Origin of the sequence: Hoeflea sp. AS60, assembly GCF_038900115.1 — a bacterium.
Taxonomy (GTDB): domain Bacteria; phylum Pseudomonadota; class Alphaproteobacteria; order Rhizobiales; family Rhizobiaceae; genus Hoeflea.
The window spans coordinates 418,755-442,983 of record NZ_JBBMQP010000002.1 but is presented as its reverse complement, the minus strand read 5'-3'; the positions used below and the strand labels follow the sequence as shown (position 1 = coordinate 442,983).

Sequence of the window (24,229 nt, the reverse complement as noted above, 5' to 3'; positions counted from 1 at the left end):
AGCTGCCGTGAACTTCTCATCGGGACGTTGCAACAGAGGCAACCTGCGCGACCGCTCCTTCGCTGGCAGATCTTGTCATCGCTTCGATCAGCGCATGCACATTGAGCGCCTCGCGTCCGGTAATGCGTGGTGACCGGTCCTCACGGATCGCAGTCGCAAAATCAGCTATGAGCGCCTTGTGCCAGTCGCACGGAAACGCCATCGGATCAGCTCCACCACCGGTCGCTGCAGCTTCACCTGTTTCCTCTTTGCGCCCGTCGCGCCAGTTCACTTCGAGATGACCTGCGCGAAGCACCGCAGTTCCCAAGGCGCCATCAATCACTATGGATTCAGCCGAGCCCGGAAACGTCGACGTGGTTGCCACGATCGAGCCAACCGCCCCTGATACAAACCTGACGCCGGCGGTGGCAAAATCCTCGGCTTCCATCCTGTGCAGGCTGGTCGTGGCGAAAAAGGCCTGAACCGTCTCGGCAGGACCGACAAGGCTCAGCATCAGGTCCAGCACGTGGATTGCCTGGCTTAGGAGCACTCCGCCGCCATCCCTTGCGTAGGTGCCGCGCCCGGTCTGATCATAATAATCCTGACCGCGCCACCACGGCACTTCGACCCGGACCAGCGCGATCTGCCCCAAAGCGCCGCTTTCCGTCAGGCTCTGCAAGCGCTGTGCGCCTGCGCGAAACCGGTGCTGCAGTACGATGCCAAGATGCACGTGATGGCGTTCGCAGATCTCCACCAGGTTGATGGCGGCTGTAAAGCTTCGCTCGATCGGCTTTTCCATCAGGATGTGCTTGCCCGTCCGCGCCATCATCTCGACGATCTCATGACGCTGGTCTGGCGGGGTGGTGACAATCACACCTTCAATATCCGGGTCGTTTGCAATCTGCTCAAGGCTTTCAAAAATCCTGTAGCCGTTGCTTTCGGCGACAATCTCGGCCCTGGCGCGGCTGCGGTTATAGATACCCGCCACCTCAACGCGACAGGATGGATCCATCAGCGCTTCAAGGTGTGGTTTCGTCGCCATGCCGAGGCCGATCAGCGCAAGGCGCACGGGCCTGATTTCATCCATGCTTGGTCTCTCCCCGGACAATTCGGCACACCAAACGCTCAGCGCGGCCTATCCAGACGATGCATAGCAGCTTCACTTTGTTGTGATCAAATCCAGCCACGCAGCAAGGTACCCCAAAGGCCATAGCCTCCCTATTGGCCGCTTTTGGCCCGGTTCACTTTCGTTGAGTTGCATCAGTCTTGCAGCTTGGTGCTGGCTCGATCGCAGAACAGTGTTGCAACCAAACACCCCGCCAATTCAGAGGCTTGCCGGATCGGAAAACGCGGTTTAAGAACGACCCCGGTAAAGGCCACGATGGCCCGCCTCCCGATCCCCAGACCTCGACTGGTCCAGGCATGGCACGCCCCGAACGGGCACATGTGGGGCTCGGCTTTGCAATGAACAGATATTCAGTCTCTTTCTGTTCCCGTTAGGATGGAATCATCGATGCACGGAACAACGGCGCACCCCGCAAGCCAGCCTGAAAAAATCGGTGGCATCGGCCGCTCGCAATTCATCGCGATCGTGGCGTCCATGATGGCGCTCAACGCGCTTGCCATTGACATCATGCTGCCGGCATTTCCCAATATTGCCGAGAGCCTGGACATAGTCGACGCCAATCAGGTGCAGTTCGTGCTGTTGTCCTACATCATCGGTTTTGGCGGCGCACAGCTGTTCTTCGGACCGATCTCTGACCGGTTCGGTCGGCGCACCCCGCTGTTCGTCGGCATCGCGCTCTATGCGATCTGCTCCGTCGCCGGCGCATTCTCCCCCAGTTTCGAATTCCTGCTTGTTGCGCGTTTCCTGCAAGGCATTGGCGCCGCGGCGACCCGCGTGATCGCTCTTTCCGTGGTGCGCGACACGCACTCTGGTCGCGGCATGGCCGCCACCATGTCGCTGGTCATGATGGTTTTCATGGTGGTTCCAGTGTTCGCCCCTATGATCGGCCAGGTAATCATTCTGGCCGGCGACTGGCATCTGATTTTCGTGTTCATGGCCGTGGTGTCGCTTCTGGTTGGCGCCTGGGCGGCTTTCCGGCTGCCTGAAACGCTGAGGGAAGAAAACCGTCGGCCGCTGACGCTCAAAAGCATCGGCGAAGCCTTCGCCATCGTCCTGACCAACCGCATCGCGCTGTTCTACACGCTGGCGACGAGCTTCTATTTCGGCTCCCTGTTTGGCTTTCTGAATGTCGCGCAGCCGATCTATGTCGGCATCTACGGTCTGGGAAATTATTTCCCCATTGCCTTCGCAGCGGTTGCCGTGGTGATGGCCGGATCGTCCTTTCTCAACTCAAGGCTTGTTGGCCGTTTCGGCCAGCGCAGGCTGTCCCATGGTGCGTTGATCGCCTATCTCGTTCTGGGCGTGATTCTGGCCGGGCTGACGGCTATGGGTCCGATCCCGTTCTGGCTGTTCTTCGGCCTTTCAATGCTGATGATGCCGCTGTTCGGCTTTGTCGGCTCGAACTTCAACTCGATAGCCATGGAGCCGCTGGGCGCAATTGCCGGCACCGCATCCTCGACGCTGGGCTTTGCCCAGACAGTTGGCGGCGGTGTTGTTGGTGCGCTCATTGGCCAGGCTTACAACGGAACGGTCTTCCCGCTCGCCGCCGGTTACGCAATGGTCTCGGCGGTTGCGCTGGTGATGGTGTTGATCGCGGAAAAAGGCAAGCTGTTCGGCGTCGGATCGCCGGACTGATTTGGGGTCAGTCTAAGCGCGCCACAGCTCTTCGCGCACCATGTGCCAGCTGTCGAGGTCCGTTGCCGCCAGGATGCCGCCATCAAGATGCTCGGGCCGGTAGACGCTGCCATCGAAACGGCGGACATAGCCGCCCGCTTCTTCAGTGATCAGCGTGCCGGCCAGGTGATCCCAGGGCATAAGCTTGTTGTAGAGGGCGAAGTGAATATGCCCTCCGCACAGCAACCGGTATTCCTGGGCCGCGCAGCGGTAGGCCACACTGCCGAGACATACCCCCTGATTGCGCGCAATGGTGCTGCGTTCCGGTTCCTGCATGTATTGCCATGAGGCCGCCCCGATCATCGCTCCGACGGAGCCCACGGGTTGTGCCACCTTCAAAGCGCTCTCGCGACCGTCAAGCCGGCGCAGGATAGCCCCGCTGCCCTTCTCAGCCATGATCCAGTCCTTGCCAACCGGATCATGAATGATGCCCGCGATCGTTTCACCATTGCTGACCACAGACAGCATCACCCCGAAAGAGGCCACGCCGGACGCGAAATTGAAGGTGCCATCGACCGGATCGATCACGAAGGCCAGCTTTTCTGTCTTGCTCCAGCCATCAAGCAGCGCTGGCGTGTCGGCAACCGCTTCCTCGCCAATCACGATGGCATCCGGATACCGCTCAAGCAGGGCCTGGGTGATCACTCGCTCGGCGTTGATATCGGCTTCGGTGACAAGATCAGCGGCAGATGTTTTCTGCTGGATGGCGCCATCGCCCAGATTGCGGAAGCGCGGCATGATTTCGGCTGTGCCGACATCGAGCAAAAGCGCCGCCAGCCAATCCATATCTTCCGAGCTGAGAATGGTCATGTGTCTGCCTTTTTGGGTTGAACCGAAAGTGCTGCAAAATCAAACAGCGATCTATCAAGCAGATGTGACGGCCGTGTGTTGGACAAGGCCCGGATCATCGAATCCTTGCGGCCCGGCATGCGTCGTTCGATATCGCCGATCATCAGCTTCATGGCGTTGCGCTGCAGGCCGTCTTGCGAACCGCAGAGGTCGCACGGAATGATCGGGAACTTCAGTGCTTCGGCAAAGCGCATCAGATCTTCCTCGGCGCAATAGGCCATCGGGCGAAGCACCATCACGTCGCCGTCATCGTTTAGCAGCTTCGGCGGCATCGCTTCCAGCCGCCCGCCATGAAAGAAATTGAGGAAGAAGGTCTCGAGAATATCATCCCGGTGGTGGCCGAGCACCAGCGCCTCGCAGCCCTCTTCGCGCGCGATGCGGTAGAGGTTGCCGCGCCTGAGCCGGGAGCAGAGCGCGCAATAGGTTGCGCCTTCCGGCACCTTCGATGTCACCACCGAATAGGTGTCGCGGTATTCGATCCGGTGCGGCACATCATGCGCTTTGAGATAGTCGGGCAGAATGTGTTTGGGAAAATTCGGCTGACCCTGATCGAGATTACAGGCAATCAGATCGACAGGCAGCATGCCGCGCCACTGAAGATCCATCAGCAGCGCCAACAGCCCGTAGGAATCCTTGCCGCCCGACAGCGCCACCAGCCAGCGCGGTCGCGTGCCGGTTTCACCCGCCGCAGACACCATCGAGAAATCATCGATCGCCTGCCGCACATTGCGGATCAGCCGCTTGCGCAGCTTGTTGAACGACACGCTCGACGGCGCGTCGGAATAGAGCGACGGCCCTGCCTCGGGCTTCGGCTCCAACTCATTGATGTCCAATTGGTCTGTCACGTCACTCATGGCCCCGGGGATGATGGCTTTGACAAGAACAGTCAAGCCCCGAACACCGACCATTCCATCCGCTTGGTCAATTGTTCAAGTGCTGCACTGCCGAGCTTCGAATTGCCGACCGTATCAAGGCCCGGCGACCAGACCGCAATCGAGGCAATTCCGGGCGCAATTGCCAGAATTCCACCGCCGACACCGCTCTTGCCTGGCAGGCCGACGCGATAGGCGAATTCACCAGAACCATCGTAATGGCCGCACATCAGCATGATGGCGTTGATGCGCCGCGCCCGCTGCGGTGGCACCACTTGCGAGCCGGTCAGCGGATTTTGCCCTTGGCTTGCCAGAAACAAGCCCGCGCGTGCCAGTTGCTTGCAATTCATGGCAATGGCGCACTGATGAAAATAAACGCCCAGAACATGGTCGACCGGGTGAACGATGCTGCCGAAAGAGCGCATGAAATGCGCTAGCGACGCGTTGCGGTCGCCATGCGCCGTCTCCGAGCGGGCCACACGCTCGTCAATCAGGATCGTGTCGTCATCGGCCAGATAGCGCATGAAGCGGACGATCTCGCCAATCGCCTCGCGCGGCTGGTGGCCGGAAAGGATCAGATCGGCAACCGCTATGGCGCCGGCATTGATGAAAGGATTGCGCGGCCTGCCTTTTTCCTGCTCAAGCTGGACAATCGAATTGAACGGATTGCCCGATGGCTCGCGCCCGACACGGGCCCACAGCGAATCGCCGAGCTTCCCAAGCGCCAGCGACAGCGTGAACACCTTGGACACGCTCTGGATCGAAAACGCCGTCCCCGCGTCACCGGCAGACAGCACCTGCCCGTCGGGCAGCGCCACGGCAATTCCGAACTGGCCCGGATCCACCTTGGCAAGTTCCGGAATATACTGCGCCACCACGCCCCGATCAGCGGCAACGGCCGCATCGAAGGCGATCTCGTCAAGCACTTGCTGCAGGTCCATCATTCCCTGCCTCCCCCGCACAGCCTAATGCGTGTCGCGCTCAATTGAGCGATAACGTACATGCATTCATTCAAAGTGTTACAGCGACCTTTGCGCATCAAATTGGATGCGCGGCGCTGTAGCGTGACAATCACCGACACAAAAAAGCCGCCCCGAAGGGCGGCCTTGATCTGGCGCGATCCGTAATAAACGGATCAGCGCGAATAGAATTCGACGACCAGGTTCGGTTCCATCACGACGGCGTAAGGAACGTCGGAGAGTGCCGGCACGCGAACGTAAGTGGCGCTCATCTTGTGGTGGTCGGCTTCAACATATTCAGGAACATCGCGTTCAGCCAGCTGCGAAGCTTCGATAACGAACGCCAGCTGCTTGGACTTTTCCTTGACCGCAACCACATCGCCCGGCTTGCAACGGTACGAACCGATGTTGACGCGCTTGCCATTGACGGTGACGTGACCGTGGTTGACGAACTGGCGTGCTGCGAAGATCGTTGCAACGAACTTGGCGCGGTAGACAACAGCGTCCAGACGCGACTCGAGCAGGCCGATCAGGTTTTCAGGCGTATCGCCCTTCAACCGGTTGGCTTCGTCGTAAATCTTGCGGAACTGCTTTTCCGAAATATCGCCGTAGTAGCCCTTAAGCTTCTGTTTGGCGCGCAGCTGCACACCGAAGTCGGAAAGCTTGCTCTTGCGGCGCTGGCCATGCTGGCCGGGTCCGTATTCGCGGCGGTTGACCGGGGACTTGGGACGACCCCAGATATTTTCGCCCATGCGGCGGTCTAGTTTGTATTTTGCCGATTCGCGCTTGCTCATCGCATTTCCTCTCAAAAGGTTGATCCGGTCTGTCGCCAAACCGGATTAAGGAAACGCGCCCTCCTCTGGCCCCTGTTTTTGAGACCTGACAGAACGGTTCACGCACGCATTGTGATAAACCGTCCACGGGACACGTAAGAAAACGCGAGGGCATGAACCCTCGCGCTGGCCGGGTGTCTAGAGTATCCCGTGGGAGCTGTCAACGCTGGTATCGGTAAGCGGCCATGGCCAGGTGCGACTGCAGGGCCGCACGATATTCCCGAACCGCGCAAGGACGGCTATAGCAGGGTCTGCCCCCAATTGGAATCGGACCCTGCCATGACTGACACTGTATTAGACCGCCTGCTCCGTTATGTCGTCATTGACACCCAGTCCGACCCAACTTCCTCCGCGCAGCCCTCGACTGAAAAACAGAAAGACCTCGGCCGCGTGCTGGTTGCCGAGCTGCTGGCGCTCGGGCTCTCCGACGCGCACATGGACGAGCACGGCAATATCTATGCAACGGTTCCATCGAACACTGACAAGAACGTTCCAGTGATCTGCTTCTGCTCACACATGGACACCGCCCCCGACTTTACCGGGACAAATGTAAAGCCCAACGTCGTCAGGAACTATCAGGGCGGCGATATCCAGCTCACCGGTGACACAACCCGGATCATCCGCGTGAGCGAGCATCCCGACCTCAATGACCAGATCGGCCACGACATTGTCACCACCGACGGCACCACACTGCTCGGAGCCGACGACAAGGCCGGCGTCGCGGAAATCATGACTGCCGCGGCAACACTTCTGGCCAATCCGGAGATCCGGCACGGCGCGATCAGGATCCTGTTCACCACCGACGAGGAAATCGGCCGCGGCGCCGACAAGGTTGACATCAAGAAGCTCGGCGCTGCCTTCGGCTACACCATGGATGGCAGCACCATTGGCGAAGTCGACGACCAGACCTTCTCGGCAGATGGCGTCGAGATCGAGATTGTCGGCGTGGCCCAGCACCCGGGCACCTCCAAGGGTGTGATGGAAAACGCGATCAAGATCGCAAGCGACATCGTCGCGCGTCTGCCAAAGGATCTTGCGCCTGAAACCACCGAAGGACTTGAAGGCTTCATCCATCCCACCGGCATTTCCGGCTCGATGGACAAGGCCAAGCTGCAATTCATCATCCGTGATTTCGTCAACGAGGGCCTCACCGAAAAAGAGACGCTGCTCAAGGCAATCGCCGAGGATGTGATGACCGCCTATCCGGGCTCGAGCATGAGCTTCAAGGTCACCGAACAGTACCGCAACATGAAGGAAGTGCTCGACCGCCAGCCCGAAATAATGGCCAATCTGGTCGAGGCCGTGCGCCGCGTCGGCCTGGAGCCAGTCACAAACTCGATCCGCGGCGGCACCGACGGCTCCCGCCTCTCCTTTATGGGGCTGCCCTGCCCCAACATCTACACCGGCGGCCACTCCTACCACTCGCCGCTGGAATGGATCAGCGTCCAGGATATGGAGAAGTCGGTCGAGACGATTGTCGAACTGGTGAAGGTCTGGGAAGAGCGAGCGTGAGCATACCGGGCCTCCCTCTCCTGCCGGACCAAACAAGCGCGCATCGGTAGCCCGAGGAACGATTTGCTCCTGGCGACGTTGGGTTCCACAATAGAGGGGACACAACCAATGCGGGACGAGACGGGATTGCCCGAGGCCAATTTAAGGCCCTTGTTCATGATATCGCTCGGATCCTATGCGCTGCTGGGCTGCATCCTGTTCGCCATTGCCATACTGATTGCCGATTTCGTGGTGCCCGATCACAACTGGATCGCAGACACGATCAGCGATCTGGGTGCGGGCAAATACGAATTCATAGTCGACATCGGCATCTACGCATTTGCCGCATCGCTGATCTCGATTGCTCTGCTTGCCGCCCATGACCACCTCGGCGGTTGGAGATGGAGCTTGGGAGCAGTCGGTTTTGCTGTCCTCGGACTGATCGTCTTTCTGGTCGGCGCTCGCAACGAATATGGTGACAATGACAGCGACGGCTGGATCATCCATGTCTATCTGGTTTACGCTCTGGGGCTCCTGATGGCGCTCTTGCCATGGGCTATGTCGCGAGGCGCGGCGCGAATCAGCAGCAACGCCAGCCGCATCCTGATCGCGATTTCGATCCTCTGGAGCCTGTCCGCGCCAGTCTTCTTCTTCCTTCCCAACGACATTGACGGCATTTACGAACGCTATCTCGGGCTCATTTCCTTTTTCACCGTCGGTACGATGGCGTGGCTCTTCATCCGCCATGCCATCCGTCTGCGGTGATGCGCCCAATCGAGGTTTCGGCAAAGCCCCTCGCCCGCTCCTCCCAATTGCCGTAGAAAGGTTGATCAGATCATGTTTCTTGCAACAGAATACCTCGATACCATTGTCAGAGCCTTTGCCCTTTCCGCGATAGCGGTCGTCTGGGTCGTCCTGCTTGTTCGCGTCATCGGACTGCGCGCGTTCTCGAAGATGACGGCGTTTGATTTTGTCGTAACTGTTGCCACCGGCTCTCTGCTCGCCGGGGCCGCTCAGGCCACAACCTGGCCTGCTTTTTTCCAGGCGACGCTCGCCATGGCAGGCCTGCTCGGCGTTCAGTACGTCACCGCCCGCTTGCGCAAGAGATCGGAACGCTTTGAAGCTATAGTCCAGAATGCCCCTGTCCTGTTGATGCGTGACGGCGAGATCAATGAAGATGCACTCACCGCCACGCGCGTTGCCAGGGACGATCTGATCGCCAAGCTGCGGGAGGCCAATGTGCTGGATTTTGCCGATGTCCGGGCAGTGGTTCTGGAGACGACGGGAGACATCTCGGTCCTCCACGGCCCCAAATTGCAGGAACGCCTTCTAGACAGCGTCAACCGTATGCCGTGATACTCACAGCCAGACCGGCTCAACTTCCCTGTACCGCTATCGACTTCGCCGAATACGGATGTTCAATCCAACGATCACCTTTAGCGTCGCGACGGTGACCAAGGCGCACAGCACAAATTTCGATATCGTCTCCATCGTGCCCTCGATCAGCATCGCATGGACAACGCTTCCCACGACAATCACCGCCGCCAGACCCGTGTGAGCCAGACGCCAGGTTTGAGGCCGCAGCGGCAGACGCCAGCGCAAGGCGGCCAGAAGTGCGGACGCGAAGACTGCCCACATGGCGACAACACCCCAGAACGAGAACGGCGTTGGTGATGCAAACAGAAGTGCGTCGATGACATCCGGCGGGCTGGTTACCCAAAGGGCAGCGACGTGAACGACAACCGTCACTACCAGAAGCCCTCCGGCCCAACGATGCACGAGACGCCCGCTCCGACCGGAAAGGCCCGGCAGGGCGCCGGCGACAAGCAGTGGTTGAAGCAGCAGCAGAGCCATGGCGACAATGCCTGCAAAGCCCGCGGCAATATAAACCGCCCCCCGCCACTGAAGCAGCGGGCTCATGGCGGCTGCCGCTATCGGCACAGCAATTGCGGTCACGACCACGGCCCAGATCAGGGCAGCGTGGGCCCGGCTCGATCCTTTCATTGGCAAAGGGCGTCAGGCCGGCTGCAGCACGAAGTCCGCACTGAGCCTGGTTTCGCTTGCGCTCGCCATGACGGGGCGCAAGAAGACCGTTTCAAACTCATCGCTGTCATAGGCCAGATGGGCATGAGCCTGCCCGAAAGCAGGCACAATCTGCGGCATCTCAAGGCGAAACTCGCCATTTGCATCGGTCAACGTGGCACCATGGCTTCTGGCATCACGCTCATCGCCCTCTGTCGTATGGGCCCAGACCTGAATACGTTGACCTTGAAGCGGAGCGCCATCACCCGCGCGGCGAACGGTACCGGTCATCCAGAACCCGCCACCGCCGATCCGCTCCACGATTGGGGCGCCGGAAAGATAATTGTTGGCTCCACCCCGCATCGAAGGCGTCGCAGCAACGCCCTTGGCCTGTGCAGGCAGTATCAGGCCAGCTATCCCGGTGGAAACGATCGCTCCGGTGGCGGCCAGCAATGTACGGCGGGTTGTGATGATGTCGGTCATGATGATTTTCCTCATGGGCTATGTGGTTCAAGGTCGAAAAACGACCCGATCATGGCTCATGGGTAACTATAGCGCGCGACCGAGCAATCCCAAGGTGCAGATGGACAAGAACATGAAAAACGATCGTCACGGATTTGTGAGCATGGCCACGGATATGCGCCGGCGGGAATTGCTCAGCTCCCCAGACGTGGAAATGCCGGTGGAACGCATTTTGCTGCCGGAAAAGGTCTGGGAAGAGCGGACATAAACACAGGGGGCCAGCCTGTCATGATTGTTTCGCAACATGAATTCGATCGCCTCGCAAGATCAAGTACACAATCAGATTTGAACGAACACCGCTGGGCCGGGTGCCGTACGGCAACATCCGGGAGGAAACGGCCCGAAACACTCGCTTCAACACCGAACCTACTATTCAGGCATTTCTGGCATCGGCCCGCGCTCAAGATAGGTGCCGAGCGCAACATAGCTTTGGGTTGAACGGACCCCCTGGATTTCCTGAATGCGCGACAGCAACTTTTCGAGGCTGGCGGGGCCGGAGGTGCGAACCTTCAGGATCAGACCGGCATCCCCGGTGACCGTATGTATCTCCTCCACATCGGCCAGAGCCTTGAGTTCGAGGATCGGCTTGGTCATGCTCCAGCCTTCGGTGGCGACATGAATGAAGGACAGCAGCATGCAGCCGATCTTCTCGCCGTCGAGTTTCGCCACAGTGGCCTGAATGACACCGTCGCGTCTGAGACGTTTCACCCGCTCGTGCACGGCCGGAGCAGAAAGATGAACCAGCTTTGAAAGTTCGGCATAGGATCGATCAGCCCGTTCCGCCAGAAGCCTTAACAGCATTCGGTCAGTGCGATCGAGACCTGACAGATGCGGCTCCTTTTGCCGAATAGGGTTCGTTTTCATCTCTATCTGCCCATTTTTAGTTGCCTAAGTCATGCCGCTCGTGCCTAAAGCCAATATGTCATACCGTGAAATTGATAAAAATCCGAATGCTATTCGGCACATTCTCCCGATCACGCTGCTCGGCGCGATTCTCCTTGTTGGGTCGAACGCATTTGTGCTCAGTCCCATCCTGTCGGACGTGGCGAAGGATCTGGACACCCAAGCGTTCCGCATCGCCTGGTCGATTTCAGCCTTTGGGGCCGCAACGGCGGTTTCCGCCCTGTCGCTGGCCGGGCTGATCGACAGGATGCCGGCAGGGCGCGTCCTGGGCGGGGCAGCACTGCTGCTCGCCTTGGCCCAGATGTTGAGTGCACTGAGCCAGAGTTGGCTCTGGCTCGGACTGTCGCAGGCGATCGCAGGGGTTGCAGTGGGCATTCTTCTGCCCGGCACCTATGCAACGGCAGCTGCGACCGCACCGAAGGGCCGCGAGGCTGCCCGTTTAGGGCTCGTGCTGACGGGCTGGGCGCTGTCTCTGGTGCTTGCCGTTCCGCTGGCTGCAGTTGTCACAGAAAAATTCGGATGGCGGACGGTCTATGCCCTTCTGGCCGGATTGTCCCTGCTGGTCGGCATCGTTCTGATGCTGGTGCTGCGCGGCACTTTGGCCGGACCGGCAATGCGAACGTCGCCATGGCGTGCAGTGCGATTGCCGGGCGTTGCACGACTGCTTGTGGTGCTGTTCGCCTATATGACCGCGTTCTACGGCTGTTTTGCCTTTTTCGGAGAGGGATTGCGAAACGCCTTTGCTCTCTCAGCGCAAGGCACCGGCTTGTTTGTCCTGGCATATGGGCTTGGATTTGGTGTAGCGGGTGTCGGCCTCAGCATCCTCGCGCCAAAAATCAGTCGGGGATATATCGTGCTGGTCCTGTGCAGCATCGCGGCCAGCTATTTCTGCTGGCGCTTCGCGCTGGCGACGCCTTCCGTGGCTTTCGCAGCCGCCGCAATGTGGGGGTTTCTCAATCAGCTTGGGCTGAACGCGATTGTTGTGTCTTTGAACCAGCGAGCATTCGAAGCCCGCGGGGCGGTCATGGGTTTGAACAGCGCCGTTACCTATTTTGCCGCTTTCACAGGACCGGTGGTGATGGGATCAGTCTACGCGACAGCTGGTTTTTCAGCAGTATCCGGTCTTGCTGCCGCCTTCGTGGTGATCGGCGCAGTTGCCAGCTGGAAGTCGATTGAAGCCCCTGCTGCATCGCCAACTCGTTCCGTATCGTGACCCTTAGCGCCTAAGCCAGATGAGTGTCAACTCGGCGCTCGCGGAGGTCGGCAAACGCCTGTAGCGGTCAAATCCAACCTAGAATTCAAACTCTCCCTCTTCGCCGATAGCATCTGCGATGAATTGTTCAGGATCAGACGTGAAAGACCGATACAGTTTGAAGTGCTGGGTATCGCGGTAGTTTGTCTCCTGAATGCCGTGCCGGGTGATTTCCAGAAGACGGGCACCTGGCAAGGCCATCAGGATAGGCGAATGGGTCGCCGCGATGACCTGCGCCGTCGCGCGCTCCTGAATGGTATTTAAGATCCGCACCAACTCCAGTTGGCGTTTGGGCGACAAGGCACTCTCCGGCTCATCCATGAAGTAGATGCCCTGTCTCGACATCCGTTCTTCAAAGAACCGCACAAAACCTTCGCCGTGGCTCCATGACAGGAAATCAGGTGGCGGCGGTGCTCCCGGCCGCAGATCGTCAAGCGCAGCAACATCAAGATAGCGCGCCACTGAAAAGAATGTCTCGGCCTTGAAGAACCAGCCCGTTGTGACTTTGGGCAACCATGCGCCCCTGAACATCTCCGCCAGCCCGGCCCCGCTTTTGTCGATCGCCCTGTCGTGATCAACCGGGCTATAGCCCTTTCCGCCACCCGCTTCGTCATAGCCGCATAAAGCCGCAATGGCCTCCACCAGCGTTGATTTTCCCGTCCCGTTTTCGCCGATGATAATGGTGACCGGGGTGGTAAAACGAAGATCGAAACTCTCATCACGCAACCAGGGCAAATCAAACGGATAGCCGGTCTTGTTCGCCATCTTGTCATCTTGAAGCGTCAGCCGCTTCAAATAGGGTGCTGGCAGTCTGGTTTGTCGCTTGTCGCGGGCCAATGACATTTCCTTTGGCGTTGGAGCAGGACGTTACTCCGCCGCTTCGGCGCTCCCGGCATCCTCATCCGGCGCATCCGCAGCTCCCGGCGCAGTCTCCGCCTGCAGCTCGGGAATGCCGACGATACGCTTTCCGGAATGATCGGCATGCACGATGATCAGCTCCTGCTCCTCGAAATACCCCAGAAGCCGTCGCGCCCGGCGAGCCGAATGGGTGCCGTAGGCCCGCGCAATGCGAGCGTCTGATGGACACGACTCGCCCCGGATCGCGGCATTGGCGAGCATCAGGAACACGCCCTGCAGATCCTCGGACACTGCACGCGAGAGCCTCAGCGCCGTCTCCCAGGCTTCGGTTGCGGCGGTCTCGGCATCAACCCCGGAACGTGCCACCGCAACGCGGTGACGGAAGGCACTCAGCGACATAGGCGAGCCACTCACGCGCCGCATCCTCAGCCGCACCAGAAAGTCCTGATACAGCGCGGAATCTGTTCGGTAACCCGATTCCGGATCACCCAGAATCTCGGAAAGCACAGCCGCAACCCGTTGTTCGCGCTCTTCCGCCGAAATGCCGGGCGCTGCAGAATCCGTGCCAGACTTCGCAATCGGTGCATCGCTGAGCGGCGTCGCACGCGAGAGTTCCGCCAGAATGTCGGTTGTCGGCCGAGGTGCCGGGCGCGCACGGCGCGGCGCCAGTTGACGGTTGAGTTCTTCCGGGTCGGGCGTGAAGATCAGGTCTTCCACATCGGCCAAGCTCTCCGGCATCGGCATCAGCTTGGGGCTCGAGGAACGCGCCTGCGTCTCTACCGCGCCAATCGCGATCGGCAGCGGCCTGCGCGACAAGGCCGGTCCGAGTCCGACAAAATTGCCACGCTGCAGATCGCGGAACATCTCCGCCTGGCGCCGGTCCATGCCGAGCAGATCGGCGGCGCGGGCCATGTCGATGTCGAGGAATGTCCGGCCCATCAGGAAGTTAGAGGCTTCCGCAGCCACGTTCTTGGCAAGTTTTGCCAGCCGCTGCGTGGCAATCACGCCGGCCAGTCCGCGCTTGCGACCGCGACACATCAGGTTGGTCATGGCCCCAAGTGACATCTTGCGCGCGTCCTCGGAGACGTCGCCACCAACGGCGGGCGCAAACAGCTGCGCCTCGTCCACCACCACCAGAACCGGATACCAGAACTCGTGCTCGGCATCGAACATGGCATTGAGAAACACCGCAGCCGCGCGCATCTGCTGCTCGACATCAAGCCCTTCCAGCGACAGCACACAAGAGACGCGATGCCGCCTGATGCGGCTGGCGATACCCGCGAGTTCCGCCTCACTGCGCTCGCCTTCGACAACCAGATGGCCGTATTTGTCCGACAGCGTGACGAAGTCACCTTCCGGATCGATGATCACCTGCTGCACCCATTGCGCCGACTGTTCCAGCAGGCGTCTGAGAAGGTGCGACTTGCCGGAACCGGAATTGCCCTGCACCAGAAGACGGGTCGCCAGCAGCTCTTCAATGTCGAGCTTGGCCGGCTGTCCGCCGGTCAGGCTCCCCATGTCAATTCCGACCTTCACTCTGGCTTTACTCCGTAAACACGACGCGGCATCTCACCGATTCTCACAAAAATCGGCCATCGCACCGTCTAGCAGATAATTGCTGCCGCGCCGCCTGCGATCTGGGAAATACACAGGATTTAAGGCGCAAGACCGCTTAGGAAGCCGTTAGTCCAAACCCGTGCATCAACCGCTGCAGGTTTGTGTCCGGATCGCCCGAGGTGAAAACGACCGTGTCCTTGGCGTCGGGCAGCGCGTCGCCGCCGGGAAGCGTTTCGACAATCGCCAGCGCCCGGCGGGCAATCGCCTCGGCCGGGTCGATCCAGTCCACCGGCCAGGGAGCCACCTTGCGCATGCGGTTGACCAGAAACGGAAAATGGGTGCAGGCCAGCACCACGATATCGGTCTGCCTGCCGTCAAGCTCGACAAAGCACGGCTCGATTTCCGCCTTCACCGCCGCCTCGTCGACAAAGCCCTTGCGCATGTATGTCTCGGCCAGGCTTGCGAGATTTTCAGACCCCACCAGCCGCACATGCACCTTGTCGGCATAATCGCGGATCAGGTCTCGTGTATATTGCCGCTTGACCGTGCCCGGCGTCGCCAGCACCGAGACCAGACCCGACCGTGTCCGCTCGGCAGCAGGCTTGATCGCCGGCACCGTGCCGACAAACGGCAGATCCGGGTAAGCCGCCCGAAGCGCAGGCATCACGATGGTCGAGGCGGTGTTGCAGGCAATCAGCGCAAGAGCGGGGTCGTGACGTTTGATCAGCCCGGCAAACAGCTCGACGATCCTGTCGCTCAGTGCGCCCTCCTCCCAGCGTCCATAGGGAAAGCCGGCATCATCGGCAACATAGACAAAGCGCCGCCCCGGCATGATCACACGTGCCTCGCGCAACACACTCAGCCCGCCAATGCCGCTGTCAAACACCAGAACCGGTTGTTCCCTCATTCGTCATCTCCCGTTTCGCCGTCACCTGCAGGCAACCGCTGCCCGGGACGAGCAAACCGGTCAAATGAGGCAAAAAGACCGCGCAGCACGTTGATTTCGTCAGTGGAAAATCCAGGCCTTGTCAGAACAGCGCGCAAATTGTCGACCGCCTTCATCTTTTTGGTCTCGGAGCGGAAATACCCCCGCGCCTCAAGCCCCTCCTCGATCTGGGCGAACAACCCGTGCAGATCGGCTTTCGCCGCCGGCTCGACATCCGGTTTGTCAAAGGCGGTCTGGTGCGGACTGGCAAGGCCGGATTTCATCCACTCATAAGACATCAGCAGCACGGCCTGGGCGATGTTGAGCGACGCATAGGCCGGGTTGACCGGAAATGTGACGATCTCGTCGGCAAGCCCGACTTCCCAGTTGCGCAAGCCGATTCGCTCGCGCCCGAACAGGATCCCGGTGCGCTCGCCCGAATTCTCCCGCCCGCGCAATATCTCGCCCGCTTCCACCGGCCCCTTGACCGGCTTGTGCCCGTCGCGTGGCCGCGCAGTGGTGGCATAGACAAAACTCAGGTCCGCAAGTGCTGCCTCCAGCGTCGCAAACACAATCGCGCCTTCAATCACATGGTCGGCGCGAGCTGCAGCGCTGATCGCCTTTTCATTCGGCCAGCCATCGCGCGGATTGACGATGCGAAGATTGGACAGCCCGAAATTCGCCATCGCACGCGCCACCATGCCGATGTTCTCGCCCAGTTGCGGCTCCACCAGAATGATCGCCGGGCCACCGGTCATGATCTCGCGTTTCCTGTCAGTTCCGGCCACTCAATCCGCTCCCCGGCGCAATTCCGCCCATTCGCCCTGCAACCCATTCGCTGTGCAGCATTGCATAGTAGAATTCTTCATCCCACTCGCCCTTGAATATCGCATGCTCGCGAAAATGGGCTTCCCGCCGCATGCCGATCCGCTCCATCACCCGCCAGGACGGCGTGTTGCGCGCATCGCAGCGGCCAAAGATCCGGTGCAGCTTCAGCGGACCGAAGCCAAACGCCATAAGCGCGATTGCAGCTTCCGTGGCGTATCCCTGCCCTCCATATTCGGGGCTGAAGGAAAACCCGATCTCGGCCTGCCGCGCCTCGATGTCACGATGCATCAGGGTGATATCGCCAATCAGCTTGCCGTCGGCCTTTAGAATCACTGCACGGCAGACACCTCCGGCATCCAGGGATTGCGAAGTCCATGTCTCGATCTCGGCCGCCACCTGATCACGCGTTCGCGGCTCCCACATCTGATAATGGGCAACTGCTTTAAGGCTGTGATAGGCATGCACGGCATCCACATCCGCCAGCGTGAACGGACGCAGCAGCAATCTCTCGGTTGCAATGGAATGGGTCAAATCAGCCAAGGCGGCCCCGCTTCTGTCAGGCCGACACCACTACTGCCGCCATGCCGCACAATCAAGGCGGCGCGAACCCGGCAACCACCGACCACCCGAATCCCCCATGCGGGTATTGCTGCACCAGCGGCCAGGCCTCGGGCCATAAGTCAAAATCATCCGTACCAACATGCAGCTGCGGCCCTGCGGCATGTTGTGCGCCGCCCACTGTTTTGTTAAGAGAAGCGCCAATTGAACGGGTGGCTTTCGGCCTCCCTCCGACAACCCTCTCAAAAGGTTACCCCGAATGGCAAAGATCAAGGTTGCAAACCCCGTCGTGGATCTCGACGGCGATGAGATGACACGCATCATCTGGCAGTTCATCAAGGAAAAGCTGATCCTGCCCTACCTCGATCTGCCGATCGACTATTACGACCTCTCGGTCGAGTATCGCGACGAAACCAATGACCAGGTCACCATCGACGCGGCCAACGCCATCAAGAAGCACGGCGTCGGCATCAAGTGCGCCACCATCACGCCGGATGAAGCCCGCGTCGAGGAATTTGGCCTCAAGAAGATGTGGCGTTCGCCAAACGGCACCATCCGCAACATCCTTGGTGGCGTGATCTTCCGCGAGCCGATCATCATGAAGAACGTGCCGCGTCTGGTTCCAGGCTGGACCAAGCCGATCATCGTCGGCCGTCATGCCTTCGGCGACCAGTACCGCGCCACCGATTTCAAGTTCCCCGGCAAGGGCAAGCTGTCGATCAAGTTCGTTGGCGATGATGGCGAAACCATCGAGCACGAAGTCTATGACGCGCCGTCCGCCGGCGTTGCAATGGCCATGTACAACCTTGATGATTCGATCCGCGATTTTGCCCGCGCTTCGCTCAACTACGCGCTGATGCGCGGCGTGCCCTGCTACCTGTCGACCAAAAACACCATCCTCAAGGCTTATGACGGCCGCTTCAAGGATCTGTTCGAGGAGGTCTTCCAGGCAGAATTCAAGGACAAGTATGCGGAAGCCAAGATCTGGTACGAGCACCGCCTTATCGACGACATGGTCGCCTCCGCGCTGAAATGGTCCGGCGGTTACGTCTGGGCCTGCAAGAACTACGATGGCGACGTCCAGTCCGACATCGTTGCCCAGGGCTTTGGCTCGCTCGGCCTGATGACCTCGGTCCTGATGACCCCGGATGGCAAGACCGTGGAAGCCGAAGCCGCCCACGGCACGGTGACACGTCACTATCGCCAGCATCAGAAGGGCGAGGAAACCTCGACCAACTCGATCGCCTCGATCTTCGCCTGGACACGTGGCCTCGCTCACCGCGCCAAGCTCGACGACAATGCAGAACTGGCCACATTTGCTGACACGCTGGAGCGCGTCTGCATCCAGACCGTCGAATCAGGCTTCATGACCAAGGATCTGGCGCTCTTGATCGGCCCCGACCAGCCTTGGCTGTCGACCACCGGCTTCCTCGACAAGATCGACGAGAACCTGCAGAAGGCCATGGGCTGACTGATGGCCACCGGACCTGTCGTCACGCTCAAGAAGCTGTGGCGGCAGAACCGGTGGCTCGCCCTCGCTTTCATAATTGCATTGACGCTGGCGCTGGTGTTCATCATCCGCGCCAGCATTTTTTTTGCCTATTGGCAAAGCCACGCGGATGAGCCGATCGAAGGCTGGATGACCGTCCGCTATGTCGCCCGGTCCTACCGGGTCGATCCGAAGATCGTTCATGACGCCGTGGGCTTGCCCGACAGCGGCCCGGATCGCCGGCCTCTGATCAAGATCGCCCGCGAACAGGGACAGCCGCTCGATGTGCTGACTGCGCGCATCCTCGACGCAATCAGGCTGGATCGTGCGGCCCACGCACTCCCCGGGACTTCCACGACCCCTTCCAGCGCAGCATTGCCGCAAGCCACCGAACCGGCCAAACCGCAGCCATGACCGGGCAATTGCTCGAGTTTCTCACACTCTATGGCGTTGCTGCCGCCGCACTCCTTCTGGCCATCGGTCAGTTCGGCGCGCCCCTGCCAACCTCGCTGGCATTGCTGACACTGGGCGCGCTGGCGGCCAATGGCGACGCCGAGCTCTGGACCGCTTTCATATGGGCGCTCACCGGCACGACGTTGGGCGATCAGGCTGGCTTTCTTGCAGGTCGTTTTGTCGCCCGCTCCGCCGAGGGCCGCCCCGGTTTCCTCAGTGGAATGGCCAGGAAAGCCCGAGCGGCCGAGCCGAAGCTTGAAAAATGGGGCGCAAGCGGCGTGTTCTTCACCCGCTGGCTGTTCACACCTCTCGGCCCGGCCATCAACATCGCCAGCGGTATCACAGGCCTCCCCTGGGTCCGGTTCACCGCATGGGCCGTGGCTGGCGAAGTTGTGTGGGTCTCGATCTATATCGGGCTCGGCTACAGCTTCGGCTCCAACATCGAGACCCTGTCCGGCATCCTTGGCAACCTTTCGATGGCGCTCGCCATGCTGGCACTGGCTGCTTTCCTTGGCTGGCGGATCAAGCTGGCGTTGCAATCCGCGCACGCCCGCGCGCACCAAAGCCCCGACGACCTGCCATGAGGACGTGGCAGGGAGTGCAGACCTGGTCAGCTCTCGACAGAGACCGCCCCGCGCAGCAGGAACATGCTGTTCTGCCTGGACAGAAGGCGAGATCTTTAGCCACTTAAGTACTTGTTAAATTAGAATTATTTCACTTATTCTGTTACTCGACATAAGTAAAACATTAACTGCCGGCTGGCATGTTCCGGCTAATGCCAACATCAACAGGATCGGACCGTGAAACCTTCCCCACGCTACAAGCATTATAATCTTGGCGAACAGCCGTTCGGAACAACCGTCGAAGTCAGGCTCTCCTGTATCAACAACGTCTTCCTTATGGACCAGGAGAATTTCGCCCGCTACGCGGAAGCCAAATCCTACAAGGCCATAGGCGGGCGAGCAGAGAAATCGCCAGCACGCCTAACCATCCCGGCCAACGGTGAATGGCACGTTGTTGTCGACAAGGCCGAATTTCAGACTCTGGCAAATTCCAATGTCCGCGCCATGTTGCCACCCGGTCCAAAACAGACAAAGTCATCCGCCGCAGCGTAAGAGAACGCGGATCCCACTGCCACGGATGACGAATTCGCCAACCACCCTTCTTGAGGGTCGGAGTCCGAAGCGCAGGACGGCAACCAGTCTGTTCACCCAAGCTGCATCTGGATCTCGGTCAGAAGCTCGCTCGGCGCGGCATCGAGCGGCGTGTTGAGATAGCGCTCCACCGCCGGTGCCGGCCCGGCACTCTCGCCGCTTTCAGCCAGCCATACGCCGAACAACCAGTGATAGGCCTTGGCAAGCTCCGCATAGGGACCCTTGTGGGTCAACACCGCATATCGTCCAGCCGGCAACGCGCAGGTCTCCACGCCAGCAGGTGGCGCCTCGCCAGGTTTCAGCGCCATGCCGGCCAGTGATTTCAGCTCTTCGGGCGGCGTGATGTCGGGATCGGAGAAATAGACCGCGGCCATGCCAGCCGATTTCTCCCAACCTCCTGTCATCGCCAGATGCGAGCCAAACCGCTCGAAAGTGGCGCCGACATCGATGTAGGGGCCGGTATGAATCAGGCCCGCGATTGTCACCGGACCATGGTCTTCTACTCGCACGTCATACATATCTTCAGTCTCCTGCCAGTCAGGATTGTCATAGCGCCGGTGACCGCCCTCGGCGCGGTAGCGAAGCGGTGGCAGACCGAAATCGGCCTTGAAGGCCTGGCTGAAAGCGCGCGGATTGGTATATCCCGAGCGTTTGGCGATCTCCTCGATCGACAATGATCCATTGACGAGGTCGGAGGCCGCGCGGTGCAGTCTCAGCCGCTTGACCGTCTGCCACACGGTTTCACCGGTCATGCCGCGATAGGTGCGATGCCAGTGAAACCGGGACAGGCAGGCAACATCAGCCAGGTCATCAAGGTTGAGCGGTCGATCAAGATTGGCCCGGATATAGGTCCGAACCCGCGCAAGTCGCGCACGATAGTCCCTGATGCCTGCGTCTTTCGCCATCCCTGTCCCTCCGTCGGTCCCCACACTAACAGCACGCTTAGACCGCACAAATCTTGCTGAGTTGAGGAATGGCAACTGCATCCCCACAAGCAATTTCGGGCAACCCAAACGCAAAACGCCCGGGACAAAATCCCGAGCGTTTGATGATTCCATTTATCGCTGCCGTCTGGCAGCCTCGACTTCAGCTCAACGCGGCAGCCACAGCATCAATTGCAGCATCGGCATTGACGCCGTCCGGGCCGCCGGCCTGGGCCATGTCGGGCCGTCCGCCGCCGCCCTTGCCGCCGATGGCTTCAGAGGCCGCGCGCACAAGATCAACCGCCGACAGCCGTGAGGTCAGATCTTCGGTGACACCGACGACAACGCTTGCCTTGCCGTCTTCCCCGACAGCAACAAAGGCCGCCACGCCGGAGCCGAGCGAAGCCTTGGCTGCATCAACCAGACCCTTGAGATCCTTCGGCAAAACGCCGGTGACCACCTTGCCGAGATATTTCACGCCGCCGATGTCGCGGCTTTCATCACCGCCATCTGAACTGCCGCCAAGCGCCAGCTTCTTGCGCGCTTCCATCAACTCGCGCTCGAGCTTCTTGCGCTCATCCATCAGCGATTCGATCCGCGCGGCAACATCGCCGGTCTGCACTTTCAGGATAGACGCCACATGCCTGAGCTTCTCGTCCTGATCGGTCAGGTGCTGGCGCGCCGCCTCCCCGGTCAATGCCTCGATGCGGCGTACGCCGGCGCTGACCGCGCTGTCGGAGAGCACCCGCACAAGGCCAATCTCGCCGGTGGCCGCAACGTGGGTTCCACCGCACAATTCGGTCGAATAGGACCGGTTCGCCTTCGCCCCGCGCACACCAGTGCCCATCGACACGACACGAACCTCGTCGCCGTACTTCTCGCCGAACAGTGCCATCGCACCTTCGGCGATCGCATCATCCACTGCCATAAGCCTGGTTGTCACCGGGCTATTCTGAAGAATGATCTCGTTGGCCATGGTCTCGACCTCGGCAAGCTCCTGGGCTGTCATCGGCTTGGGGTGCGAGACGTCGAACCTGAGCCGCTCGGGTGCAACCAGCGAGCCCTTCTGCGCCACATGAGTGCCAAGGACTTCGCGGAGCGCTTCATGCAGCAGGTGGGTTGCCGAATGATTGGCGCGTATCTTGGCACGCCGGCCATGATTGACCGCGAGCTGCGCCACAGCACCGCGCGTCACCTTGCCTTTGACAACCTTGGCCCGGTGCACGAACACCCCTTCGCCACGCTTCTGGGTATCGCTCACTTCAAGCTGATAGCCCTCGCCCGAAATTGTGCCCTGATCGCCCATCTGGCCACCTGACTCGCCATAGAACGGCGTCTGGTTGACCACCACATCGACCAGCTCACCGGACTGGGCTGCATCAACCTGTTTGCCGTCGCGCACCAGCGCCAGAATGACGCCTTCCGCGGCCTCGGTGTCATAGCCGAGGAAATCCGTAGCCCCGGCCTTGTCCTTGATTTCGTACCAGATGGTCTCCGTCGCCGCATCGCCCGAACCCGACCAGTGCTTGCGGGCTTCGGCCTTCTGCCGCTCCATCGCCACATTGAACGCGTCGGTGTCGACATCCACACCGCGCTGCCTCAGCGCGTCCTGGGTCAGGTCAAGCGGAAAGCCATAGGTGTCATAGAGCTTGAACGCGGTTTCGCCATCAAGCCGGTCGCCTTCGCCAAGATCGGCGCTGGCATCATCAAGCAGGCTCAGACCGCGTTCCAGCGTCTTGCGGAAGCGGGTTTCCTCAAGCTTCAGCGTTTCCGAAATCAGCGCTTCGGCACGCTGCAGTTCCGGATAGGCCCGGCCCATCTCGGCTACAAGCGTCGGCAGCAACCGGTACATCAGCGGATCGCGCGCACCCAGCAGCTGTGCGTGGCGCATGGCACGCCGCATGATGCGCCTGAGCACATAGCCCCGGCCTTCATTGGACGGCAAAACGCCATCCGCAATCAGGAAAGCCGCCGAACGCAGATGATCGGCAATCACCCGGTGGCTAGCGCGGTTCTTGCCCTCTGCAGGCACGCCGGTGGCCTCCACCGAGGCAGAAATCAGACGCCGGAACAGGTCGATATCGTAATTGTCGTGCTTGCCCTGCAGGAGAGCCGCGATGCGCTCGAGGCCCATGCCGGTGTCGATCGATGGCCGCGGCAGATCAAGCCGTTCATCAGCGGTCTGTTCAAACTGCATGAAAACCAGGTTCCAGATCTCGATGAACCGGTCGCCATCCTCATCAGCTGAACCGGGAGGTCCGCCCCAAATGTGGTCGCCATGATCATAGAAGATCTCCGAGCATGGTCCGCACGGCCCGGTGTCGCCCATCGCCCAGAAATTGTCATTGGTCGGGATCCGGATGATACGGTTTTCCGGGATACCGGCGATCTTGCGCCACAGGTCGAATGCATCGTCGTCTGTGTGGTAAACCGTAACCAGCAGACGCTCTTTGTTGATCCCGAAATCCTTGGTCAGCAGATTCCAGGCAAGCTCGATGGCGCGCTCCTTGAAATAGTCGCCAAAGGAGAAATTGCCGAGCATCTCGAAGAAGGTGTGGTGGCGCGCGGTATAACCGACATTGTCGAGGTCATTGTGCTTGCCACCGGCGCGCACGCACTTCTGCGAGGTTGTCGCCGTAGTGTAGGGACGCTGTTCGAGACCGGTAAACACGTTCTTGAACTGCACCATGCCCGCATTGGTGAACATCAGTGTCGGGTCGTTGCGCGGCACCAGCGGGCTGGAGGCCACAACTTCGTGCCCGTTCTTCTTGAAATAGTCGAGAAACGCCGACCGGATTTCATTCACGCCACTCATGATCAACCCTTTGTCTGATAGGCAGGCAGTGCACTTGGAACCGTTTCGGGGGCACCGTTTTCAGATCCGTCGTGCCACTGACGGACCGCCGCTTTTATCGCTCGCCCGAATGCCTGTCCAGACGCCAGAGCCCCTGCAATCAAAGGAAAACCGGCCGTCAGTCCGCTTGAGGACCGACGGCCGGTTT

General features: G+C 60.1%; 25 protein-coding genes. 10 read left to right on the top strand and 15 right to left on the bottom strand.

Annotated features, from left to right (window positions below; genetic code table 11):
• Positions 1 to 16: 16 nt before the first annotated feature.
• A complete protein-coding gene (locus WNZ14_RS12395; protein ID WP_342868966.1) occupies positions 17 to 1,066 on the bottom strand; it encodes a Gfo/Idh/MocA family oxidoreductase in 1,050 nt (349 codons plus the stop codon).
• A 477-nt stretch (positions 1,067 to 1,543) separates the two neighbouring features.
• Here WNZ14_RS12395 and WNZ14_RS12390 point away from each other — a divergent pair, with 477 nt between their 5' ends.
• The gene (locus tag WNZ14_RS12390; protein ID WP_342870220.1) at positions 1,544 to 2,740 is read left to right on the top strand and encodes a multidrug effflux MFS transporter; all 1,197 of its coding nucleotides are present in this window, start codon (positions 1,544 to 1,546) and stop codon (positions 2,738 to 2,740) included.
• Between the two features lie 12 nt (positions 2,741 to 2,752).
• Here the strand turns inward: WNZ14_RS12390 and WNZ14_RS12385 are convergent, their stop codons facing one another.
• From WNZ14_RS12385 to rpsD, 4 genes are all read right to left on the bottom strand, one after another.
• A complete protein-coding gene (locus WNZ14_RS12385; protein WP_342868965.1) occupies positions 2,753 to 3,589 on the bottom strand; it encodes an inositol monophosphatase family protein in 837 nt (278 codons plus the stop codon).
• On the bottom strand, positions 3,586 to 4,482 hold the full coding sequence (gene ttcA, locus WNZ14_RS12380; protein WP_342870219.1) for a tRNA 2-thiocytidine(32) synthetase TtcA: 897 nt from the start codon (positions 4,480 to 4,482) through the stop codon (positions 3,586 to 3,588). The genes WNZ14_RS12385 and ttcA overlap by 4 nt, the downstream gene beginning before the upstream one ends.
• A 32-nt stretch (positions 4,483 to 4,514) precedes the next feature.
• A complete protein-coding gene (locus tag WNZ14_RS12375) occupies positions 4,515 to 5,444 on the bottom strand; it encodes a glutaminase (protein WP_342868964.1) in 930 nt (309 codons plus the stop codon).
• 191 nt (positions 5,445 to 5,635) lie between these two features.
• Positions 5,636 to 6,253 (bottom strand): 30S ribosomal protein S4, encoded by a 618-nt coding sequence (gene rpsD / locus WNZ14_RS12370; RefSeq protein WP_342868963.1) that lies wholly within the window; start codon positions 6,251 to 6,253, stop codon positions 5,636 to 5,638.
• Positions 6,254 to 6,571: 318 nt separating this feature from the next.
• On the opposite strand from rpsD, the gene pepT reads away from it, so the two are divergent.
• The 3 genes from pepT to WNZ14_RS12355 all read left to right on the top strand — a co-directional run bounded on the left by pepT (position 6,572) and on the right by WNZ14_RS12355 (position 9,139).
• Complete coding sequence (pepT, locus tag WNZ14_RS12365) at positions 6,572 to 7,804, top strand: peptidase T (protein ID WP_342868962.1); 1,233 nt, start codon at positions 6,572 to 6,574, stop codon at positions 7,802 to 7,804.
• 108 nt (positions 7,805 to 7,912) lie between these two features.
• The gene (locus WNZ14_RS12360; protein ID WP_342868961.1) at positions 7,913 to 8,548 is read left to right on the top strand and encodes a DUF998 domain-containing protein; all 636 of its coding nucleotides are present in this window, start codon (positions 7,913 to 7,915) and stop codon (positions 8,546 to 8,548) included.
• A gap of 72 nt (positions 8,549 to 8,620) precedes the next feature.
• On the top strand, positions 8,621 to 9,139 hold the full coding sequence (locus WNZ14_RS12355; protein WP_342868960.1) for a YetF domain-containing protein: 519 nt from the start codon (positions 8,621 to 8,623) through the stop codon (positions 9,137 to 9,139).
• A 36-nt stretch (positions 9,140 to 9,175) separates the two neighbouring features.
• Here the strand turns inward: WNZ14_RS12355 and WNZ14_RS12350 are convergent, their stop codons facing one another.
• A complete protein-coding gene (locus WNZ14_RS12350; RefSeq protein WP_342868959.1) occupies positions 9,176 to 9,787 on the bottom strand; it encodes a ferric reductase-like transmembrane domain-containing protein in 612 nt (203 codons plus the stop codon).
• A 12-nt stretch (positions 9,788 to 9,799) separates the two neighbouring features.
• Positions 9,800 to 10,288, bottom strand: coding sequence for a twin-arginine translocation pathway signal (locus WNZ14_RS12345; protein WP_342868958.1), 489 nt, complete (start codon positions 10,286 to 10,288; stop codon positions 9,800 to 9,802).
• Between WNZ14_RS12345 and WNZ14_RS12340 the strand changes: the two genes are divergently transcribed.
• Positions 10,287 to 10,535, top strand: a complete 249-nt coding sequence (locus WNZ14_RS12340) for a hypothetical protein (RefSeq protein WP_342868957.1) — start codon at positions 10,287 to 10,289, stop codon at positions 10,533 to 10,535. The genes WNZ14_RS12345 and WNZ14_RS12340 overlap by 2 nt on opposite strands.
• A 161-nt stretch (positions 10,536 to 10,696) precedes the next feature.
• Here WNZ14_RS12340 and WNZ14_RS12335 read toward each other — a convergent pair whose 3' ends face one another.
• Positions 10,697 to 11,191: an Lrp/AsnC family transcriptional regulator gene (locus tag WNZ14_RS12335; protein ID WP_342868956.1), complete on the bottom strand. Its 495-nt coding sequence runs from the start codon at positions 11,189 to 11,191 to the stop codon at positions 10,697 to 10,699.
• Positions 11,192 to 11,222: 31 nt separating this feature from the next.
• On the opposite strand from WNZ14_RS12335, the gene WNZ14_RS12330 reads away from it, so the two are divergent.
• Positions 11,223 to 12,443: an MFS transporter gene (locus WNZ14_RS12330; protein ID WP_342868955.1), complete on the top strand. Its 1,221-nt coding sequence runs from the start codon at positions 11,223 to 11,225 to the stop codon at positions 12,441 to 12,443.
• A gap of 78 nt (positions 12,444 to 12,521) precedes the next feature.
• On the opposite strand, the gene WNZ14_RS12325 is transcribed toward WNZ14_RS12330, so the two are convergent.
• The 5 genes from WNZ14_RS12325 to WNZ14_RS12305 all read right to left on the bottom strand — a co-directional run bounded on the left by WNZ14_RS12325 (position 12,522) and on the right by WNZ14_RS12305 (position 17,190).
• Positions 12,522 to 13,325, bottom strand: coding sequence for an AAA family ATPase (locus tag WNZ14_RS12325; RefSeq protein ID WP_342868954.1), 804 nt, complete (start codon positions 13,323 to 13,325; stop codon positions 12,522 to 12,524).
• A 24-nt stretch (positions 13,326 to 13,349) separates the two neighbouring features.
• Positions 13,350 to 14,876 carry an ATP-binding protein gene (locus WNZ14_RS12320; RefSeq protein ID WP_342868953.1) on the bottom strand — a complete coding sequence of 509 codons (1,527 nt, stop codon included), beginning with the start codon at positions 14,874 to 14,876 and terminating at the stop codon, positions 13,350 to 13,352.
• Between the two features lie 136 nt (positions 14,877 to 15,012).
• A complete protein-coding gene (gene murI / locus WNZ14_RS12315; RefSeq protein ID WP_342868952.1) occupies positions 15,013 to 15,804 on the bottom strand; it encodes a glutamate racemase in 792 nt (263 codons plus the stop codon).
• Positions 15,801 to 16,610 (bottom strand): RNA methyltransferase, encoded by an 810-nt coding sequence (locus WNZ14_RS12310; protein ID WP_342868951.1) that lies wholly within the window; start codon positions 16,608 to 16,610, stop codon positions 15,801 to 15,803. The genes murI and WNZ14_RS12310 overlap by 4 nt, the downstream gene beginning before the upstream one ends.
• Positions 16,597 to 17,190, bottom strand: a complete 594-nt coding sequence (locus WNZ14_RS12305; RefSeq protein WP_342868950.1) for a GNAT family protein — start codon at positions 17,188 to 17,190, stop codon at positions 16,597 to 16,599. Before WNZ14_RS12305 ends, WNZ14_RS12310 begins: the two co-directional genes overlap by 14 nt.
• A gap of 277 nt (positions 17,191 to 17,467) precedes the next feature.
• Here WNZ14_RS12305 and WNZ14_RS12300 point away from each other — a divergent pair, with 277 nt between their 5' ends.
• The 4 genes from WNZ14_RS12300 (at position 17,468) to WNZ14_RS12285 (ending at position 20,265) form a co-directional block, all read left to right on the top strand.
• Positions 17,468 to 18,679, top strand: a complete 1,212-nt coding sequence (locus WNZ14_RS12300; RefSeq protein WP_342868949.1) for an NADP-dependent isocitrate dehydrogenase — start codon at positions 17,468 to 17,470, stop codon at positions 18,677 to 18,679.
• Between the two features lie 3 nt (positions 18,680 to 18,682).
• Entirely contained in the window at positions 18,683 to 19,111 is a 429-nt protein-coding gene (locus tag WNZ14_RS12295) for a hypothetical protein (RefSeq protein ID WP_342868948.1), read from the top strand.
• Positions 19,108 to 19,734 carry a VTT domain-containing protein gene (locus WNZ14_RS12290; protein WP_342868947.1) on the top strand — a complete coding sequence of 209 codons (627 nt, stop codon included), beginning with the start codon at positions 19,108 to 19,110 and terminating at the stop codon, positions 19,732 to 19,734. The genes WNZ14_RS12295 and WNZ14_RS12290 overlap by 4 nt, the downstream gene beginning before the upstream one ends.
• 216 nt (positions 19,735 to 19,950) lie before the next feature.
• Positions 19,951 to 20,265: a DUF1883 domain-containing protein gene (locus WNZ14_RS12285; protein ID WP_342868946.1), complete on the top strand. Its 315-nt coding sequence runs from the start codon at positions 19,951 to 19,953 to the stop codon at positions 20,263 to 20,265.
• 92 nt (positions 20,266 to 20,357) lie between these two features.
• Here the strand turns inward: WNZ14_RS12285 and WNZ14_RS12280 are convergent, their stop codons facing one another.
• Both WNZ14_RS12280 and alaS read right to left on the bottom strand, forming a co-directional pair.
• The gene (locus tag WNZ14_RS12280; protein ID WP_342868945.1) at positions 20,358 to 21,209 is read right to left on the bottom strand and encodes an AraC family transcriptional regulator; all 852 of its coding nucleotides are present in this window, start codon (positions 21,207 to 21,209) and stop codon (positions 20,358 to 20,360) included.
• 181 nt (positions 21,210 to 21,390) lie between these two features.
• Complete coding sequence (alaS, locus tag WNZ14_RS12275) at positions 21,391 to 24,042, bottom strand: alanine--tRNA ligase (protein ID WP_342868944.1); 2,652 nt, start codon at positions 24,040 to 24,042, stop codon at positions 21,391 to 21,393.
• Between the last annotated feature and the right edge of the window lie 187 nt (positions 24,043 to 24,229).